Origin of the sequence: Pseudomonas sp. BP01 (genome assembly GCF_022760795.1) — a bacterium.
GTDB lineage: Bacteria > Pseudomonadota > Gammaproteobacteria > Pseudomonadales > Pseudomonadaceae > Aquipseudomonas > Aquipseudomonas putida_Q.
On the sequence record NZ_JAFBKA010000035.1, the window covers coordinates 34,954 to 51,973 of the forward strand.

The 17,020-nt window shown below is 62.1% G+C and carries 16 protein-coding genes; 6 read left to right on the forward strand and 10 right to left on the reverse strand.

Annotated features, from left to right (window positions below; all coding sequences use genetic code 11):
- The first annotated feature begins 55 nt into the window (after positions 1 to 55).
- The 3 genes from JOY50_RS24155 (at position 56) to pdxH (ending at position 2,959) form a co-directional block, all read left to right on the forward strand.
- On the forward strand, positions 56 to 1,201 hold the full coding sequence (locus JOY50_RS24155) for a serine hydrolase domain-containing protein (RefSeq protein WP_132846868.1): 1,146 nt from the start codon (positions 56 to 58) through the stop codon (positions 1,199 to 1,201).
- Between the two features lie 99 nt (positions 1,202 to 1,300).
- The gene (locus tag JOY50_RS24160; RefSeq protein ID WP_049273292.1) at positions 1,301 to 2,293 is read left to right on the forward strand and encodes an OmpA family protein; all 993 of its coding nucleotides are present in this window, start codon (positions 1,301 to 1,303) and stop codon (positions 2,291 to 2,293) included.
- An 18-nt stretch (positions 2,294 to 2,311) separates the two neighbouring features.
- Complete coding sequence (pdxH, locus tag JOY50_RS24165; RefSeq protein ID WP_132846869.1) at positions 2,312 to 2,959, forward strand: pyridoxamine 5'-phosphate oxidase; 648 nt, start codon at positions 2,312 to 2,314, stop codon at positions 2,957 to 2,959.
- Between the two features lie 39 nt (positions 2,960 to 2,998).
- Here the strand turns inward: pdxH and JOY50_RS24170 are convergent, their stop codons facing one another.
- Complete coding sequence (locus JOY50_RS24170) at positions 2,999 to 3,232, reverse strand: hypothetical protein (RefSeq protein WP_019472831.1); 234 nt, start codon at positions 3,230 to 3,232, stop codon at positions 2,999 to 3,001.
- A gap of 147 nt (positions 3,233 to 3,379) precedes the next feature.
- On the opposite strand from JOY50_RS24170, the gene JOY50_RS24175 reads away from it, so the two are divergent.
- Positions 3,380 to 3,844: a glycine zipper 2TM domain-containing protein gene (locus JOY50_RS24175; protein ID WP_009684613.1), complete on the forward strand. Its 465-nt coding sequence runs from the start codon at positions 3,380 to 3,382 to the stop codon at positions 3,842 to 3,844.
- 68 nt (positions 3,845 to 3,912) lie between these two features.
- Here the strand turns inward: JOY50_RS24175 and nhaA are convergent, their stop codons facing one another.
- The 8 genes from nhaA to JOY50_RS24215 all read right to left on the reverse strand — a co-directional run bounded on the left by nhaA (position 3,913) and on the right by JOY50_RS24215 (position 12,903).
- The gene (gene nhaA, locus JOY50_RS24180) at positions 3,913 to 5,088 is read right to left on the reverse strand and encodes a Na+/H+ antiporter NhaA (RefSeq protein ID WP_132846870.1); all 1,176 of its coding nucleotides are present in this window, start codon (positions 5,086 to 5,088) and stop codon (positions 3,913 to 3,915) included.
- 250 nt (positions 5,089 to 5,338) lie between these two features.
- On the reverse strand, positions 5,339 to 6,946 hold the full coding sequence (locus JOY50_RS24185; protein WP_019472829.1) for an NAD(P)/FAD-dependent oxidoreductase: 1,608 nt from the start codon (positions 6,944 to 6,946) through the stop codon (positions 5,339 to 5,341).
- A gap of 103 nt (positions 6,947 to 7,049) precedes the next feature.
- Positions 7,050 to 7,724, reverse strand: coding sequence for a COG3650 family protein (locus JOY50_RS24190; RefSeq protein WP_019472828.1), 675 nt, complete (start codon positions 7,722 to 7,724; stop codon positions 7,050 to 7,052).
- Between the two features lie 236 nt (positions 7,725 to 7,960).
- Positions 7,961 to 8,662 (reverse strand): ABC transporter ATP-binding protein, encoded by a 702-nt coding sequence (locus JOY50_RS24195; RefSeq protein ID WP_016498257.1) that lies wholly within the window; start codon positions 8,660 to 8,662, stop codon positions 7,961 to 7,963.
- On the reverse strand, positions 8,663 to 9,430 hold the full coding sequence (gene livG / locus JOY50_RS24200) for a high-affinity branched-chain amino acid ABC transporter ATP-binding protein LivG (RefSeq protein ID WP_003254878.1): 768 nt from the start codon (positions 9,428 to 9,430) through the stop codon (positions 8,663 to 8,665).
- Positions 9,427 to 10,683 (reverse strand): high-affinity branched-chain amino acid ABC transporter permease LivM, encoded by a 1,257-nt coding sequence (locus JOY50_RS24205; protein ID WP_132846871.1) that lies wholly within the window; start codon positions 10,681 to 10,683, stop codon positions 9,427 to 9,429. Before JOY50_RS24205 ends, livG begins: the two co-directional genes overlap by 4 nt.
- A complete protein-coding gene (gene livH, locus JOY50_RS24210) occupies positions 10,680 to 11,603 on the reverse strand; it encodes a high-affinity branched-chain amino acid ABC transporter permease LivH (RefSeq protein WP_003254876.1) in 924 nt (307 codons plus the stop codon). Before livH ends, JOY50_RS24205 begins: the two co-directional genes overlap by 4 nt.
- A gap of 184 nt (positions 11,604 to 11,787) precedes the next feature.
- On the reverse strand, positions 11,788 to 12,903 hold the full coding sequence (locus JOY50_RS24215) for a branched-chain amino acid ABC transporter substrate-binding protein (protein ID WP_132846872.1): 1,116 nt from the start codon (positions 12,901 to 12,903) through the stop codon (positions 11,788 to 11,790).
- 359 nt (positions 12,904 to 13,262) lie between these two features.
- Between JOY50_RS24215 and JOY50_RS24220 the strand changes: the two genes are divergently transcribed.
- Both JOY50_RS24220 and JOY50_RS24225 read left to right on the forward strand, forming a co-directional pair.
- Entirely contained in the window at positions 13,263 to 13,574 is a 312-nt protein-coding gene (locus tag JOY50_RS24220) for a DUF2288 domain-containing protein (RefSeq protein WP_132846874.1), read from the forward strand.
- Positions 13,575 to 13,745: 171 nt separating this feature from the next.
- Positions 13,746 to 14,633, forward strand: coding sequence for an NAD(P)-dependent oxidoreductase (locus JOY50_RS24225; RefSeq protein WP_243055991.1), 888 nt, complete (start codon positions 13,746 to 13,748; stop codon positions 14,631 to 14,633).
- On the opposite strand, the gene JOY50_RS24230 is transcribed toward JOY50_RS24225, so the two are convergent.
- Positions 14,533 to 16,797 carry a bifunctional diguanylate cyclase/phosphodiesterase gene (locus tag JOY50_RS24230; protein WP_132846886.1) on the reverse strand — a complete coding sequence of 755 codons (2,265 nt, stop codon included), beginning with the start codon at positions 16,795 to 16,797 and terminating at the stop codon, positions 14,533 to 14,535. The genes JOY50_RS24225 and JOY50_RS24230 overlap by 101 nt on opposite strands.
- Positions 16,798 to 17,020: the final 223 nt, after the last annotated feature.

Consider the following 17,020-nt stretch of genomic DNA (forward strand, 5'->3'; position numbering starts at 1 on the left):
CAACTACTGAAACAATGCACACCTTTTTTGGACATGGTCGTACGGAGTACAGCGGGTGCAGATCCAGGGTCACTATGAGCTGAAGTTCGAAGCCGTGCGCGAAGCCTTTGCCGCGCTGTTCGAAGATCCCCAGGAGCGTGGCGCTGCGCTGTGCATCCAGGTCGGTGGCGAAACCGTCGTCGACCTGTGGGCCGGCAGTGCCGACAAGGATGGCCAGCAGGCCTGGCACAGCGACACCATCGCCAACCTGTTCTCCTGTACCAAGACCTTCACCGCCGTCACCGCCCTGCAACTGGTGGGCGAGGGCAAGTTGGCCCTCGATGCCCCTGTGGCCAACTACTGGCCCGAGTTTGCCCAAGCCGGTAAACAGTCGATTACCTTGCGCCAGCTGCTCAGCCACCGCGCCGGTTTGCCGGCCATCCGTGAGTTGCTGCCAGCCGAAGCCCTGTATGACTGGCAGGCCATGGTCAATGCTCTGGCGGCTGAAACGCCATGGTGGGCACCCGGTAGCGAACACGGTTATGCCGCCATCACCTACGGCTGGCTGATTGGCGAGCTGATTCGCCGCGCCGATGGCCGTGGCCCTGGCGATTCGATCGTGGCCCGTACCGCCCGCCCGTTGGGGTTGGACTTCCATGTTGGCCTGGCTGACGAAGAGTTCTACCGCGTGGCGCACATCGCCCGTGGCAAAGGCAACCCCGGTGATGCCGCCGCGCAGCGCTTGCTGCAGGTGACCATGCGCGAACCCGAGGCGCTGTCGACCCGTGCTTTCACCAACCCGCCGGCGATCCTGACCAGCACCAACAAGCCGGAATGGCGGCGCATGCAACAGCCAGCGGCCAATGGCCATGGCAATGCCCGCAGCCTGGCGGGCTTCTATGCCGGTTTGCTGGACGGCAGCCTGCTCGAATCTGAACTGCTGGATGAGCTGACCCGCGAGCACAGCCTCGGCCAGGACCGCACCTTGCTCACCCAGACCCGCTTTGGCCTGGGTTGCATGCTCGACCAGCCCGATGTGGCCAATGCCACCTTTGGCCTCGGCGCCCGTGCTTTCGGCCACCCAGGTGCCGGTGGCTCGGTCGGTTTTGCCGACCCGGAGCACGATGTGGCCTTCGGTTTCGTGGTCAATACACTCGGCCCATACGTGCTCATGGACCCACGGGCCCAGAAGCTGGTGCGTGTGCTTGCCGATTGCCTTTGATCGGGTAATGCGGGTATTGCCTCACCCCTTTGACTATCCTCAATGCCAACGCTTGAAGTGCGTTGGCAAAATCTCTTTCTATTTCATGGTGTATCGCTGATGTCTTCACATAAAACCTTAGCACTCGCCCTGTGCCTGACCGCCGTTACCGGCTGCGCCAGTCATTCTCCGGACGGCTCCAAGGAAGGTGGCTCCAGCTGGTGGCCTTTCGGTTCCGACAAGGTCGCCGAGCAGGAAGTGAAGGCAGCCGTCACTGAAAAAGTGGCCAAGGCCGACGCCAAGTCCGAAAGCGCCAGCCGCTGGTGGTGGCCGTTCGGCGGTGATGACAAGCAAGCCAAAGGGCCGGTCGTGCCGAAGATCGACCAGAAGGCCACCCAGGCCTGGCTGGACGAGTACGAGCCCAAGCTGCGCGAAGCCATCAAGGACAGCAAGCTGGAATTGGAGCGCCGCGACAATGTGCTGGCGGTAACCCTGCCGGTGGACAGCTCGTACAACCCTGATCGCCCGAACATGCTGCTGCCAATGACCCTCGGCCCGATCACCCGCGTGGCCAAGACCGTCGAAGGTGACCCCAAGACTGCCGTGCTGGTACTGGGCCATGCCGACACCAGCGGTGCTACCGCTGCCAACCAGAAACTCAGCCTGGAGCGCGCCGCCTCGGTGTCGGCCATCTTCCGCCTCAGCGGCTTGCAGCGTGACCGCCTGACCCTCAAGGGCATGGGTTCGGTCATGCCACGCGCCGCCAACGACAGCGCCGAGGGCCGTGCCCTGAACCGCCGCGTGGAAATGCTGCTGACTCCGCAGAACACCATGGTCGCGCTGTTGGCCAAGTACCAGCAGGCCGCTCCGGCACCTGCACCTGCCTCGATGGTTGCGGTGCAGGATGCCAAGGCACCTGCAGCCAAGGCCGTCGACAGCAAGCCAGCAGCCAAGAAGCCTGCGGCGAAGAAACCTGTTGCCAAAGCCAAGGCCCCTGCCAAGACCACGGCCAAGAAAACAGCCGCGCCGGCCAAGGCAGCCGCCAAGCCTGCCGCCAAGAAAGCTACCGCTGACAAGAAAGTAGCTGCCAACAGCCCTGCGAAGACCAACTGATTGTCAAGGAACGCAGCAATGACCCAATCCCTGGCCGATATGCGCCGCGACTACACCCGTGATGGCCTGGCCGAAGCCCAGGCCCCGGGGGAGCCGTTCGCTTTGTTCCACCAGTGGTTTGCCGATGCGGTGAAGACCGAGCAGGTACCGGTGGAAGCCAATGCCATGACCGTGGCCACTGTGGACGGCGAAGGCCGCCCACATTGTCGTGTATTGCTGCTGAAGGGGCTCGATGAGCAGGGGTTCACCTTCTTCACCAACTACGACAGCGCCAAGGGCCAGCAACTGCAAGCCAACCCCTTTGCCGCCATGACCTTCTTCTGGCCTGCGCTGGAGCGCCAGGTGCGCATCGAAGGGCGAGTGGAAAAGGTCACGGCCAAGGAATCGGACGACTACTACCAGGTGCGCCCGCTGGGCAGTCGCCTGGGGGCCTGGGCTTCGCCGCAGAGCCGGGTGATTGCCGGTCGTGAAGAGCTGGAGGGCCTGGTCAAGGCCACCGAAGCGCGCTTCTCCGACACCCAGCCGCACTGCCCGGAGCACTGGGGTGGTTATCGCCTGTTGCCTGAGCGCATCGAGTTCTGGCAGGGGCGGGCGAGCCGCCTGCATGACCGGTTGAACTACCGGCTGGTGGATGGGCAATGGCTGCGCGAGCGGCTGGCACCCTGAGAATTTGGGGCCGCAAAGCGGCCCCAGTGATCAATCAGACTACCCTGGATACCCCGCCGCCTCGCGCTCCAACCACCCCGCCAGTTGCTTGCGCCCCACCTTCTCCTGCCGCGCCTGCGCCAACCTTGCCAGCATGTACTCACGCTTTTCAGGGTCAGCCCCCGCCAGCGACAACGCCAGGTCACGGTCCATCCAGCGGCGCATGCGCACATATAACCACCCGTGGAAATACAGCCCCGCAACGGTGGTGACCACGACGATGAAGTAATCCATGGCTATCCTTGGTCTCAATTGAAGAGCCTCTGGCACAACCGCACAGGCTGTACCCCGGCTGAATGAAAACAATTTTATTACGTTTGTGCCGTGACAGCCGTCAAGGTGCAGCGTCTAATGAGCATCTGACTTATGGAGACTTTACCCATGCGTAAATCCGCTTTGCTGGTGGCGACCTTTACCACCATGTCGCTGTTGCTGGGGGGCTGTGCCTCGAGCCTGACCGGTGACAGCTACTCCCGTGATGAAGCCCGCCGCGTGCAAACCGTGCGCATGGGCACCATCGAATCCCTGCGCCCGGTCAAGATCGAAGGTACCAAAACCCCGATCGGTGGTGGCGCTGGCGCCATCGTCGGTGGCGTGGCCGGCAGCGCTGTGGGCGGTGGCCGCGGCAGCATCGTTGCTGCCGTGATCGGTGCCGTGGCCGGTGGCCTGGCGGGTTCCGCTGCCGAGGAAGGCCTGACCCGCACTCAAGGCGTTGAAATCACCGTGCGCGAGGACGATGGCAGCATGCGTGCCTACGTTCAGGCCGTGCAGGAGAACGAAATCTTCCGCGTTGGCGACCGCGTGCGCATCATGACTGTCGATGGCACCAGCCGCGTTTCGCACTGACCTGGCGCGCCAAGAAAAAACCCCGACATGGCTGTTGCCAGTCGGGGTTTTTTCATGCCTCGGCCAAGTCAGCCAGCGCGGGTTTTGCGGCTGGCCATGGCGGTGACGGCGTAGCCGATCACGGCGGCGAAGAACGAGCCGGTAAGAATACCCATGCGGTCCATGCCGGCGTACTCACTGCTACCCGGGGCGAAGGCGAGCGAGCCAACGAACAGGCTCATGGTGAAGCCAATGCCGCAGAGTATCGCCACCCCCAGTATTTGCCCCCAACCAGCCCCCTCAGGTAGCGCGGCCAGGCGCAGCTTGACCGCCAGCCAGGTCAGGCCGAAAACGCCCACGGTCTTGCCCAGCAGCAGGCCAACCGCGATGCCCATGGGCACCGGGTGGGTGAAGCTTTCCACGGTCATGCCTGCCAGCGAGACGCCGGCATTGGCGAAGGCGAACAGCGGCAGGATCGCATAGGCCACCCAAGGGTGCAGGGCATGCTCAAGGGACAGCAGTGGCGAAGTCTCGGCGTTGCGTGTACGCAGCGGAATGCACAAGGCCAGGGCGACGCCGGCCAGCGTGGCATGCACGCCGCTCTTGAGTACGCAGACCCAAAGGATCAGGCCAACGATCATGTACGGGCCAAGCTTGACCACGCCAAGCCGGTTCATCGCTATCAGCACCACCAGGCAGGCCGCAGCCAGCAGCAGCGACACACTCGACAGGGTACCGGAGTAGAACAGGGCGATGACAATGATCGCACCCAGGTCATCGATGATGGCCAAGGTCATCAGGAACAGCTTGAGCGACACCGGTACGCGTTTACCCAACAGGGCCAGCACGCCGAGGGCGAAGGCGATGTCAGTGGCGGTGGGGATCGCCCAGCCGGCCACAGCGGCAGGGTTGTCACGGTTGATGAACCAGTAGAGCAACGCCGGTATCACCATGCCGCCCACGGCGGCAGTGGCTGGCAGGATCACCTGGGAAGGTTTGGACAGGTGGCCGTCGACCACCTCACGCTTGACCTCCAGGCCGATGAGCAGGAAGAACAGGGCCATGAGGCCGTCATTGATCCACAGCAACAAAGGCTTGGCGATATTCAGCGCGCCGACCTGGACGGCGACGGGGACGTCGAGCAGGCCGCTGTACAGGTAGGACAGTGGCGAATTGTTGATGATCAGGGCCAGAACGGCGGCGGCGATCAGCAGCAGACCGCTGGCGGCTTCAAGCTGGAAGAAACGGGTAAACAGGCTACGCACGGGCTATAGGCTCTCCATGAGCAGTTTACGAATGGTACGGGCGTACACCCTAGCCTGTGACGATATGCTTTAAAACAAAAACTATATTCGTTTTTGTTATATGGTGTTGCCGGCTAGGCTGTGTGAAGCCTAGATGCAGATGGGAGGAAAGGGGGGAGGGAAAGTCTGGTGTTTGGGTCGGATATTTCTGATCCCTGTCAGGGCCTCTTCGCGGCTCGCCCGCGAAAGGGCCCTTGCAGGCGATACAAAATTACAGGCCGAGCATGTCCCGCGCTACCGCCTCGGCGATACGGATACCGTCCACGCCCGCCGACAGAATCCCGCCCGCGTAGCCGGCGCCTTCACCTGCTGGGAACAGGCCTTTCAGGTTCAGGCTCTGGTAGTCCTCACCCCGGGTAATCCGCAGTGGCGACGAGGTGCGTGTCTCGATCCCGGTCAACACTGCATCATGCAGGTTGTAGCCCTTGATCTGCCGGTCGAACGCCGGCAGTGCCTCGCGGATCGCTTCGATGGCGAAGTCTGGCAGGCTCGGCGCCAGGTCACCCAGGGTCACGCCTGGTTTGTAGGACGGTTCGACACTGCCCAGTGCGGTCGATGGCCGGCCGGCGACAAAGTCACCCACCAGTTGCGCCGGGGCCTGGTAGTTGCTGCCGCCCATCACGTAGGCGTGGGCTTCCAGACGCTCTTGCAGTTCAATACCGGCCAGCGGGCCGCCCGGGTAGTCGCGCTCGGGGTCGATGCCGACGACGATGCCGGAGTTGGCGTTGCGCTCATTACGCGAGTACTGGCTCATGCCGTTGGTCACCACGCGGCCCGGCTCGCTGGTGGCGGCGACCACGGTGCCGCCTGGGCACATGCAGAAGCTGTACACCGAGCGGCCATTCTTGGCGTGGTACACCAGCTTGTAGTCAGCGGCGCCGAGTTTCGGGTGGCCGGCGTACTTGCCCAGGCGCGCCTTGTCGATCAGCGTTTGCGGGTGCTCGATACGGAAGCCGACCGAGAACGGCTTGGCTTCCATGTACACGCCCTTGGCGTGCAGCATACGGAAGGTATCGCGGGCACTGTGGCCAAGGGCCAGGACCACATGGCGCGAGTGCAGCTGTTCGCCACTCTCCAGCACCACACCGGTCAGCTGGCCGTCTTCGACCAGCAGGTCAGTGACCTTCTCCTGGAAGCGTACTTCTGCGCCGAGGGCGATCATGTCCTGGCGCATCTGCTCGACCATGCCGGTGAGGCGGAAGGTGCCGATGTGCGGTTTGTTGATGTACAGGATCTCGTCCGGCGCACCGGCCTTGACGAACTCCTCCAGCACTTTGCGGCCGTGGTGCTGCGGGTCCTTGATCTGGCTGTACAGCTTGCCGTCGGAGAAGGTGCCGGCGCCGCCTTCGCCGAACTGTACATTGGACTCGGGGTTGAGCACGCTCTTGCGCCACAGGCCCCAGGTGTCCTTGGTACGCTGGCGCACTTCCTTGCCACGTTCGAGAATGATCGGTTTGAAGCCCATCTGCGCCAACAACAGGCCGGCGAAGATACCGCACGGGCCGAAGCCGACCACGATCGGGCGTTCCTGGATGTCGGCCGGGGCGTGGCCGACGTACTTGTAGGTCACGTCCGGTGCCGGCCCGATGTTGTGATCGTCGGCGAACTTGCTGAGCAGCTCGGCTTCGTTGCTGGCTTCGAGGTCGATGGTGTAGATGAACAGCAACTCGCTGTTCTTCTTGCGTGCATCGTAGCTGCGCTTGAACAGGTTGAAGCTGAGCAGTTGCTCGTCGCGGATGCCCAGGCGCTGGACGATGGCTTCACGCAGCGCTTCGTCGGGATGGTCCAGGGGCAGCTTGAGTTCGGTGATTCGTAGCATGGCAGGGTCCAGTATCCCGGCCATGGGCGGCCGGCGGCTTTACACAAACCGCCAAGTATAAGCTGTTAGCCCCCTCGACTGGCAGGATAAAAGTACCCGGCGATCAGTTGTCACGCGCGCCGCCGTAGTAACCGCAGCCCTGCAGGGTCTTGCCGTCGATGCGCAGCTCGGCACGCAGGTGGCGGATGGCGCCAGTGGCGCTGTCTACGCAGCGCTGCGGCGCGACCCACAGTTCCACGTGCTGGCCGTTGGCTTCGCTGGTGAGGGTCAGGCCACCGCCGGGTACCTCTTCTTCCAGAAACGGCAGCGGCAGGGGTTGTTGGCCAACGCGATCGAGCACCATGCCCTTGCCGCTGGCCTTGATGTCCCACTCTGGCTCATGGCCATTGGCACGCAGGGTCAACTGCTTGAAGTTGGGGTCTTCGCACGCACGGGTGGAGGGTTCCAGGCGGTACAGCCGGCGTACTTCCATCTGACCATCGTTGTTGGCCTGCTTGCTGCCGGTGAGGCGGCCACGGACGTCGGCGAACAGCTTGTCGTTGGCGTCCTGTGCGAGGTTGGCGGCCTCCTGCAGGATGCCCGTGGCGCCGACGTCGTTGATCACGAACGTGCGATTTTCGCTGCACGGCTTGAACAGCAGCTGGCCACCGGCGGCACGCAGTTCGCCCTGCATGCGCGTGGTGCCGATGTTCGGGTCGCTTGGGGTATCGGCCATGAGCTGGCAGCCGGCGAACAGGGGCAGCAGGGCGGTGAGCAGCAGGGTGGGGGTGAGGCGCATGGGGCGGGCTCCGGGGATCTTTGCCAAAGAGCTGGCCACGTTACGCAGGCTGGCGGCGGATCACAAGTTAATGGTTGCCTGTGCCGGCCTCTTCGCGGGCTTGCCCGCTCCCACAGGTACTGCACAGTTTCCCAAGGCTGTGGCGTTCCTGTGGGAGCGGGCAAGCCCGCGAAGGGGGCGGCACAGGCAATGCATTTCTGGCAGGCATAAAAAAGGGCCCGAAGGCCCTTTCCCGTTTAACCGCCGAGGTACGCGTCGCGCACCTTCGGGTCAGTCAGCAGGGCTTCACCCGTCCCTTGCATCACCACCCGGCCGTTCTCCAGCACATAGGCGCGGTCAGCGACCTTCAGCGCCTGGTTGGCATTCTGCTCCACCAGGAACACGGTCACGCCATCGCGGCGCAGCTGTTCGATGATGTCGAAGATCTGCTGGATGATGATCGGCGCCAGGCCCAGCGAAGGCTCGTCGAGCAGTAACAGCTTGGGCTTGCTCATCAGCGCCCGGCCAATGGCGAGCATCTGCTGCTCGCCACCAGACATGGTGCCGCCCCGCTGGATATAACGCTCCTTCAGGCGCGGGAACAGCTGCAACACCTTGTCCAGCTGCTCCTGATAGTCGCCCTTGTTGGTGAAGAAGCCACCCATCGCCAGGTTTTCTTCGACGGTGAGGCGGGCGAACACGCGGCGGCCTTCAGGCACCACGGCAATGCTCTTGCGCATGATGTGCGAGGACGGCTGGCCGACCAGTTCTTCACCCAGGTACTTGATGCTGCCACTGTGCGCCTGCGGCGAGCCGCACAGGGTCATCAGCAAGGTCGACTTGCCGGCGCCGTTGGCACCGATCAGGGTGACGATCTCGCCCTGGTTGATCTCCACGTTGACGCTGTGCAGCGCCTGGATCTTGCCGTAGAAGGTGGAAACGTTTTCGAACTTCAGCATTTACGCTTCCCCCAGGTAGGCTTTGATCACATCAGGGTTGTCGCGGATCTCTTCCGGCGTGCCGTGGGCCAGAGGGGTGCCCTGGTTGATCACCACGATATGGTCGGAGATGCTCATCACCAGCTTCATGTCGTGCTCGATCAGCAGCACGGTGACGTTGTGCGACTCACGCAGGTAGGCGATCAGTGCCTTGAGGTCTTCAGTTTCCTTCGGGTTCAGGCCCGCGGCCGGTTCGTCGAGCATGATGATGCGCGGCTGGGTCATCATGCAGCGGGCGATTTCCAGGCGGCGTTGCTGGCCGTAGGCGAGGGTGCCGGCGGTACGGTTGGCGAATTCGGTCAGGTTGACCTTCTCCAGCCAGTACTGCGCGCGTTCCATGGCCTCCTTCTCGCTGCGGCGAAAGCTCGGGGTCTTGAACAAGCCGGCGAAGAAGTTGGTGTTCAGGTGACGGTGCTGGGCGATCAGCAGGTTTTCCAGCGCGGTCATTTCCTTGAACAGGCGCACGTTCTGGAAGGTCCGCACCACGCCCTTGCGGGCGATTTGGTGGCCGGCCAGGCCCTGGATCGGCTGGCCGTCGAGCAGGATGGTGCCGCCGCTGGGTTTGTAGAAACCGGTCAGGCAGTTGAACACGGTGGTCTTGCCGGCGCCGTTCGGGCCGATCAGCGCCACCACTTGTTTTTCCTTGACGGTCAGGGCCACGCCGTTGACCGCCAACAAGCCGCCGAAGCGCATGCTCAGGCCGCTGACTTGCAGAATTTCACGGCTCATCGATGCAGCTCCATGTGTGGACGTTGCATAGGCAGCAAGCCTTGCGGACGCCAGATCATCATCAACACCATCAGCGCACCGAACATCAGCATCCGGTATTCGCTGAACTCACGCATCAGCTCGGGCAGCAGGATCATCACGATGGCCGCGAGGATCACGCCCAGTTGTGAGCCCATGCCGCCAAGCACGACGATGGCGAGGATGATCGCCGACTCGATGAAGGTGAACGACTCCGGTGTCACCAGGCCTTGGCGCGCAGCGAAGAAGCTGCCGGCGAAACCGGCGAAGCAGGCACCCAGGGTAAATGCCGAGAGTTTGATCACGGTCGGGTTGAGGCCCAGTGCGCGGCAGGCGATCTCGTCTTCACGCAGGGCTTCCCAGGCACGGCCGATGGGCATGCGTAGCAGGCGGTTGATGACGAACAGCGCCAGCAGGGCCAGCAGCAGGGCCACCAGGTAGAGGAAGATGACCTTGTTGATCGAGTTGTATTCCAGCCCGAAGAACTCATGGAAGGTCTGCATGCCCTCGGCGGCACGGCGTTCGAAGGTCAGGCCGAAGAACTCTGGCTTGGGGATGTTGCTGATGCCGTTGGGGCCGCCGGTCCAGTCGGTGAGGTTGCGCAGGAACAGGCGGATGATCTCGCCGAAGCCGAGGGTCACGATCGCCAGGTAGTCACCGCGCAGGCGCAGCACCGGGAAGCCAAGCAGGAAGCCGAAGGTAGCGGCCATCAGGCCGGCAATCGGCAGGCACACCCAGAAGCTCCAGCCCAGGTAGTGCGAGAGCATGGCGTAGCTGTAGGCGCCGACGGCGTAGAAACCGACGTAGCCGAGGTCGAGCAGGCCTGCCAGGCCGACCACGATGTTGAGGCCCAGGCCCAGCAACACGTAGATCAGGATCAGCGTGGCAATGTCGACCGCACCACGCGAGCCGAAGAACGGCCACACCAGGGCAGCGACGATCAGGCCAATGATCACATAGCGCTGGGTCTTGGGCAGGGTCAGGTAGTTGCTGACGGCCGGCGGGATCAGCTTGCGATCCGAACGGCGGCCCATCACCGAACTCCACTGCTTGTCGAACAGCACGCGCAGGAACATCAGTACCGAGCACACGGCGATGATGCTGATGGTGAACGAGCCCTGGCTGTGCACCGCCAGGCTGATGCCGTCGATGCTCAGTTTCAGGCCCAGTACCGGGAAGGCCACGGCCCAGACCAGCAAGGCGCTGAAGAACGCCTGTTTGAGATTTCTGTTCATACTTTTTCAACCTCCGGGCGGCCCAGAATGCCGGTCGGCCGGAACAGCAGGACAAGAACCAACAGACCGAATGCCACCACGTCCTTGTACTGGTCGCCGAAGATGTCGGCGCCAAAGGCTTCGGCCACGCCCAGCACCAGCCCGCCGAGCATGGCGCCCGGAATGCTGCCGATGCCACCCAGTACCGCCGCGGTGAAAGCCTTCAGGCCCACCAGGAAACCGGCGTTGGGGTTGATCACACCGTACTGCATGCTCAGCAGCACGGCCGCCACCGCCGCCAGCGCGGCACCGATGACGAAGGTCAGGGCGATGATGTTGTTGGTGTTGATGCCCAGCAGGTTGGCCATCTTGATGTCTTCGGCGCAGGCACGGCAGGCGCGCCCGAGGCGGGATCGGGAGATGAACAGGGTGAGCAGGGTCATGGCTACCAGGGTGACCACGAACACCAGAACCTGCATGTAGGAAATCAGGACTTCTTCAGCCCCGCCCGGCCCGAAGGAGAAGCTCCCGGGGATCAGGTTGGGGATGGATTTGTCCTTGGAGTCTTGCGACAGCAACACGGTGTTCTGCAGGAAAATCGACATGCCGATGGCGGAGATCAGCGGGATCAGGCGGTTGCTGTTGCGCAGGGGGCGGTAGGCAACCCGTTCGATGCTGTAGCCATAGGCACTGGTGACGAAGATCGTCGCGACGAAGGCAACGGTCATCAGGATCGGCAGCGAATGGATACCCATCATGGCCAGGCCCGCCAGGGCGATGAAGGCCACGTAGGAACCGATCATGTACACCTCGCCGTGGGCGAAGTTGATCATGCCAATGATGCCGTACACCATCGTGTAGCCGATGGCGATCAAGGCATAGGTGCTGCCGATGGTCAATCCATTAACCAGTTGTTGGAAGAAATGGTAGATCTCAGGCATTACAGCGCTCCTAAAAACCTGATTTGCATTTCGCTGGCGGGGGTAGGCCAGGAAACCGCGGGTGACGGTTTTAAGATTTTCAGGTGGACTGGCCCCCGGATCGCGGGAATCAGGTCCATGAACCTCGTAAAACAAAGCCCACTGCTCGCACAGTGGGCTCGTAGGTCAGCTATTAGTCACGCAGTTACTGAGGGGAGACTTCGGTCTTCGGCTTGCCGAAATGCCATTCGTAGACCACGAACTTGAAGTCTTTCAGGTCGCCTTTGGCGTCGTACGACAGCTCGCCGGTCGGCGTCTTGAAGGAACCGGCGTGGATGGCTTCTGCCACCTTCTCGGCGTCTTCGGACTTGGCCGCTTTGATGCCTTCGGCGATCAGTTGGACAGCCGAGTAGGCCGGGAACACGAACGGGCCGCTCGGGTCTTTGCCGTCAGCCTTGATGGCGTCGACGATGGCCTTGTTTTCAGGATCGGCGTCGAACGACTTCGGCAGGGTGACCAGCAGGCCTTCGGAGGCGTTCTGGGCGATCTGCGAGATCGAGTCGTTGCCTACGCCCTCTGGGCCCATGAACTTGGCTTTCAGGCCTTTTTCCTGAGCCTGGCGCAGGATCAGGCCCAGCTCTGGGTGGTAGCCGCCGTAGTAGACGAAGTCGACGTTGTTCTGCTTGAGCTTCTGGATGATCGAGGAGAAGTCCTTGTCACCGGCGTTCAGGCCTTCGAACACGGCAACCTTGGTGCCTTTGCTTTCGAGGGTCTGCTTGACCGCGGTGGCGATGCCTTCACCGTACTGCTGCTTGTCGTGCAGGACGGCAACGACCTTCGGCTTGACGTGGTCGGCGATGTAGTTGCCGGCCGCTGGGCCCTGGGCGCTGTCCAGGCCGATGGTACGGAAGATCATTTTGTAGCCACGCGCGGTGATTTCCGGGCTGGTGGCGGCGGGGGTGATCATGATCACGCCTTCGTCTTCGTAGATGTCGGACGCAGGCTGGGTAGAGCTGGAGCACAGGTGGCCAATGACGAACTTGACACCGTCGTTGACCACTTTGTTGGCGACTGCCACGGCCTGTTTAGGGTCGCACGCGTCGTCGTATTCCTTGGCTTCAAGCATTTTGCCATCGACGCCGCCCTTGGCGTTGATGTCCTTGATGGCCTGTTTGGCGCCGATGAACTGCATGTCGCCGTACTGGGTCACAGGGCCCGTCTTCGGACCGGCGATGCCGATCTTGATGGTATCGGCGGCAAACGAATGGCTGGCTACCCCGGCCAGTACCATTGCGGCGAACAGCTTGGAAATCTTGATCATAGTGCTCCACTCATTCTGTTGTAATTCTTATAGTCCTGGCGGCCAGGGCTACAGACCGGGCGGGATTTGCGTCGTGGCCATGCCAACGCGCAAGCCCACCTTCCCCCGGAACATGTCCCGGAACTGTACCGGTACAGTGTAGAGCGCTGTTCGAGCGCTTGAAAAGCGGTCAAAAAGTGCCTGTTTCCTGGGTTGTCGCTTGCTCGACAGAAAGATACAAAAAGGCGCCATTAAATTGCCTGTATCTGCGACCCCGCCCCACAAGTTCGGGGTCAATCGACCAAATTACATATTTGTACCCGGGTTTTTCTGCAAAAATGCCGACCTTTTTTATTGGCCGATTTTTGCGGATACCGCCCATGACTGATCAAACAAGCACCCTCTATGCCAAATTGCTTGGCGAGACAGCAATCATCGAGTGGAAGGCGCTGGAGCGTTTCTGGGCCAAGGGTGACCTGATTTGGGTCGACCCCAGCCTGGACCTGATCACAGTTGCCGAAGCGATGGCCGAGAATCGCGGCGAGATCTTCGCCAAGTGGCGTAGTGATGGCACTGTCGGGCCGGTGTCGGCCGAGCAGGCGCTGGAGCTGCAAAGCCGCGATCCAGAGATCTGGGCAGTGGTGGTTTCGCCGTTCATCGTCATTCAGGTGAAGCGCCCGGTTGATGCATGATCTTTTTTGGTGCGCAAAAATGCGCAGCAGCCCCGTTTTGGTGCTTGAAGGCGTTCAAGGCGGGTAGAGGTAAGTAACAATTCGGCGTGGCGGTAACAGTTTACGGGATGCGTAATGTGTCCAGCGTTCTGATCAGCCTGGAAAATAATTCGAAATAGTCGGGAGTCATTCATGAGCACTGCATTACCTTCGCTTGGATTCGCCGGCATTGGCCTGATGGGCCTGCCCATGTGCCGACGTCTGTTAGCGGCGGGGTACCCGCTGACCGTGTGGAACCGTAGCCCGGACAAGTGCGCCGCGCTGGTCGCCGCCGGCGCGCGCCTGGCTAGCAGCCCCGCGCAACTGTGCAAGGACAGCGACATGGTGATGTTGTGCCTGGCCGACACGGCCGTGGTGCGTGAGGTGGTGTTCGGCGAGCAAGGCATTGCCCTGGGGGGGCGCAGTGGCCAGTTGCTGATCGATTTCTCCAGCCTGGAACCCACCGCCACCCATGAAATGGCTGCCGAACTCGCAGTACTGTGCGGCATGGCCTGGCTCGATGCTCCGGTGTCTGGCGGCACTCCAGGTGCAGAGGCCGGTACTCTGGCGATCATGGTTGGCGGGGAAGCGGCGGACCTGGAGCGTGCACGGCCAGTGCTGCAGGTGCTTGGTCAGCGGGTGACGCACATGGGGGCGGTGGGGGCGGGGCAGGTGACAAAGGCCTGCAACCAGATGATCGTGGCATGCAATGCCCTGGTGATTGCCGAAGTGGTGGCGCTGGCTGAACAGTCCGGGGTGGATGCGACGCTGATCGCCGAAGCGCTGGCCGGGGGGTTTGCCGATTCCAAGCCGCTGCAGATCCTCGCGCCGCAAATGGCCGAAAGCCGCTTCGAGCCGATCAAGTGGCACGTGCGCACGCTGCTCAAGGACCTCGATGGCGCAGTCAGGTTTTCCCGTGAGCAGGGTTCGGCGACGCCGCTCAGTGGCCTCGCCGCGCAATTGATGCGCCTGCACGGTAGCCAGGGTTACTTGCAAAAAGATCCGGCGACCCTTGTAGAACTGTACCGCAACAAGGGCTGATTACCTCGCGTTGGCGCTGCAGCCGCTCCATTAGCGGCTGTAGGTCGGCCAGCGGCACCGGGCGGCCCAGCAGGTAGCCCTGCAGGTAGTCACAGCCATGGTTCTCAAGGAATGCCTGCTGTTCGACGGTTTCCACGCCTTCGCTGACAACCTGCAAATGCAGGGTATGCGCCATGGCGATTATCGCCTGAACGATCTCGCGGTCTTTCTGACTGCCTGGCACATCCTGCAGGAAGGTACGGTCGATCTTCAGTATGTCCAGCGGCAGGCGCTTGAGGTAGGCCAGTGACGAGTAGCCAGTGCCGAAGTCGTCGATCGACAGCGCCACGCCCAGCGCACGAATGCGCTTGAGCAGGTTGACGGTACGCTGGATGTCGCCCATCAGGGCGTTTTCGGTCACTTCCAGCTCCAGGTGACGAGGCGCGAGCCCGGCGTGGAATAATGCTTTTTCCACTTCGTTGGGGAGTTCGTCGTGGCTGAGGGTTACTGCCGAGCAATTGACCGTCACCTTGATATCACCATTACCGTGGCGCTGCAGGTGCGCCAGGTCGGCACAGGCGTGGCGCATTACCCATAGGTCAAGGTCGATGATCAGGCCATTGGCTTCGGCAATGCCGATGAAGCGGTCGGGCCCCAGCAGGCCGTGCTGCGGGTGATGCCAGCGCACCAGGGCTTCGAGCTTGGCCACCTGCCCGCTGCGCATGTCGAAGATGGGTTGGTAATGCACGCCCAACCCGCGCTCTTCGAGCAGGGCCAGGCGCAGTTCCTCTTCCAGTTGCAAGGCCAGGGAGGCCTGGGTTTTCAGGCTCTCGTTGAAAAAGTGCAGGCTGTTGCGCCCACTGTCCTTGGACTGGTAAAGGGCCAGGTCGGCATGCTTGAGCAGTTCTTCGGCGCTGGTGCCGTCGTCGGGGAAGATGCTGATGCCAATGCTGGTGGTCATGACCATACGCCGGCCACCCAGGTCGATGGGCTCTTTCATCCGTTGCATGATGCGTTGTGCCAGGTGGCGGGCTTCGTCGCAGTTGCCAAGGCTGGTGACCACGCAGAACTCGTCGCCGCCCAGGCGTGCGACGAGGTCTTGATGGCGGGTGGCGGCCTTGATGTGGTTGGCAATCACCTTGAGCAGTTCGTCTCCGGCGTCGTGGCCGAGGCTGTCGTTGATGCGCTTGAAGTGGTCGATATCGAGGACCATCACTGCCAGGCGGTTTTCAGTGGCGTGGTGTTCGGCCAGGCGCTCTGCGAACACCTGGTTGAAGCCACGGCGGTTGACCAGGTTGGTCAGGGCATCGTAGTGCGCGGCCTGCTGCAGCGAAGCGCGGGCCTGGTCCAGTTGGCTGAGCAGTACGTTGACCCGGCGCAGGTCGTGCTCCTTGCTCTGCAGCTTCTTGTCGGCCAGTGCGGCGCTGATGCTGGCGCCGCTGATCAGCAGGGTGATAAAGCCGATGCCCAGCGCCAGTTGCAGGCTGTTGTCGCCAGAGGGCAGGCGCAGTGCGGTGTCGGCCGGGATCACCAACGTCATGGCCGACATTGCGGTGAAATGGGTGGCGACGATACCACCGGCCATCAGCAGACTGGCGCCGTACTTCATGGCCTGGTGCAGGGTGCCGCTGCCATTGCTGAAGTAACGGGCCAGGTATAACGCAGCCAGGCTGGTGAGCAGGGCAATGGCGGCAGAGGCCAGCAGCAGGCCAGTTTGGTAATACTGACGGGCGCCGGTTTCCATCGCAGCCATGCCGACAAAGTGCATGAGGATAATACCCAGGCCGATCAGTACGGCGCTTAGCAGGAAGTGCTGCGCGCGCATCTGGCTGCGGTCGAGGCTGCGCATGGTTACCCAGGCGACCGCCAGGGCGATGAGCAGCGAAAGAATGGTCAGGGAGACGTCGTAGTGCACCTCTACCGGCGCCTGGAAGGCAAGCATGCTGATGAAGTGCATGGCCCAGATGCCACCGGCCAGGCAGCAGGCGCCAAGCATGTGCCATTGTCGGTGGGCAGTGGGCTCTTCGCTGTGGGACTGGCGCTCGGCCATGTCCAGGGTCGCGAAGCAAGCCGCGCAAGCAACGAAGTATGCGAGCAAAACCAGAAACGGCTCATGGCGGCAATCGATAACGATACGCCCGGTTGCCGGAAGGTCGGCGAACAGTTGCAGCCCCAGCCATTCCATTGAGTGCCCCATGGTCGAGTTTTCACTCGTCTGCGCTACAACCCTGTGCAGACTGTCCAGAGGCAGTATAGGAAGAGGTGTTTAAGCCTTCCTGAATAATGGCACATTGATTCCGACGATTTGGTTATCAGCCCAATCGCCAGCAGGCATAAAGAGGGGCATATAGGTGGAGGAGCAGCCTTGTGCTGCGAAGAGGCTGCTCCTATAGAGGGTGGTCAGGCCA

What these genes read in the sequence shown, in the direction of transcription:
- JOY50_RS24160 (WP_049273292.1), top strand. Translation starts at nt 1,301, where the DNA reads ATGTCTTCACATAAAACCTTAGCACTCGCCCTGTGCCTGACCGCCGTT.
- pdxH (WP_132846869.1), top strand. Translation starts at nt 2,312, where the DNA reads ATGACCCAATCCCTGGCCGATATGCGCCGCGACTACACCCGTGATGGC.
- JOY50_RS24170 (WP_019472831.1), bottom strand. Translation starts at nt 3,232, where the DNA reads ATGGATTACTTCATCGTCGTGGTCACCACCGTTGCGGGGCTGTATTTC.
- JOY50_RS24175 (WP_009684613.1), top strand. Translation starts at nt 3,380, where the DNA reads ATGCGTAAATCCGCTTTGCTGGTGGCGACCTTTACCACCATGTCGCTG.
- JOY50_RS24185 (WP_019472829.1), bottom strand. Translation starts at nt 6,946, where the DNA reads ATGCTACGAATCACCGAACTCAAGCTGCCCCTGGACCATCCCGACGAA.
- JOY50_RS24190 (WP_019472828.1), bottom strand. Translation starts at nt 7,724, where the DNA reads ATGCGCCTCACCCCCACCCTGCTGCTCACCGCCCTGCTGCCCCTGTTC.
- JOY50_RS24195 (WP_016498257.1), bottom strand. Translation starts at nt 8,662, where the DNA reads ATGCTGAAGTTCGAAAACGTTTCCACCTTCTACGGCAAGATCCAGGCG.
- livG (WP_003254878.1), bottom strand. Translation starts at nt 9,430, where the DNA reads ATGAGCCGTGAAATTCTGCAAGTCAGCGGCCTGAGCATGCGCTTCGGC.
- JOY50_RS24205 (WP_132846871.1), bottom strand. Translation starts at nt 10,683, where the DNA reads ATGAACAGAAATCTCAAACAGGCGTTCTTCAGCGCCTTGCTGGTCTGG.
- livH (WP_003254876.1), bottom strand. Translation starts at nt 11,603, where the DNA reads ATGCCTGAGATCTACCATTTCTTCCAACAACTGGTTAATGGATTGACC.
- JOY50_RS24215 (WP_132846872.1), bottom strand. Translation starts at nt 12,903, where the DNA reads ATGATCAAGATTTCCAAGCTGTTCGCCGCAATGGTACTGGCCGGGGTA.
- JOY50_RS24220 (WP_132846874.1), top strand. Translation starts at nt 13,263, where the DNA reads ATGACTGATCAAACAAGCACCCTCTATGCCAAATTGCTTGGCGAGACA.
- JOY50_RS24225 (WP_243055991.1), top strand. Translation starts at nt 13,746, where the DNA reads ATGAGCACTGCATTACCTTCGCTTGGATTCGCCGGCATTGGCCTGATG.
- JOY50_RS24230 (WP_132846886.1), bottom strand. Translation starts at nt 16,797, where the DNA reads ATGGAATGGCTGGGGCTGCAACTGTTCGCCGACCTTCCGGCAACCGGG.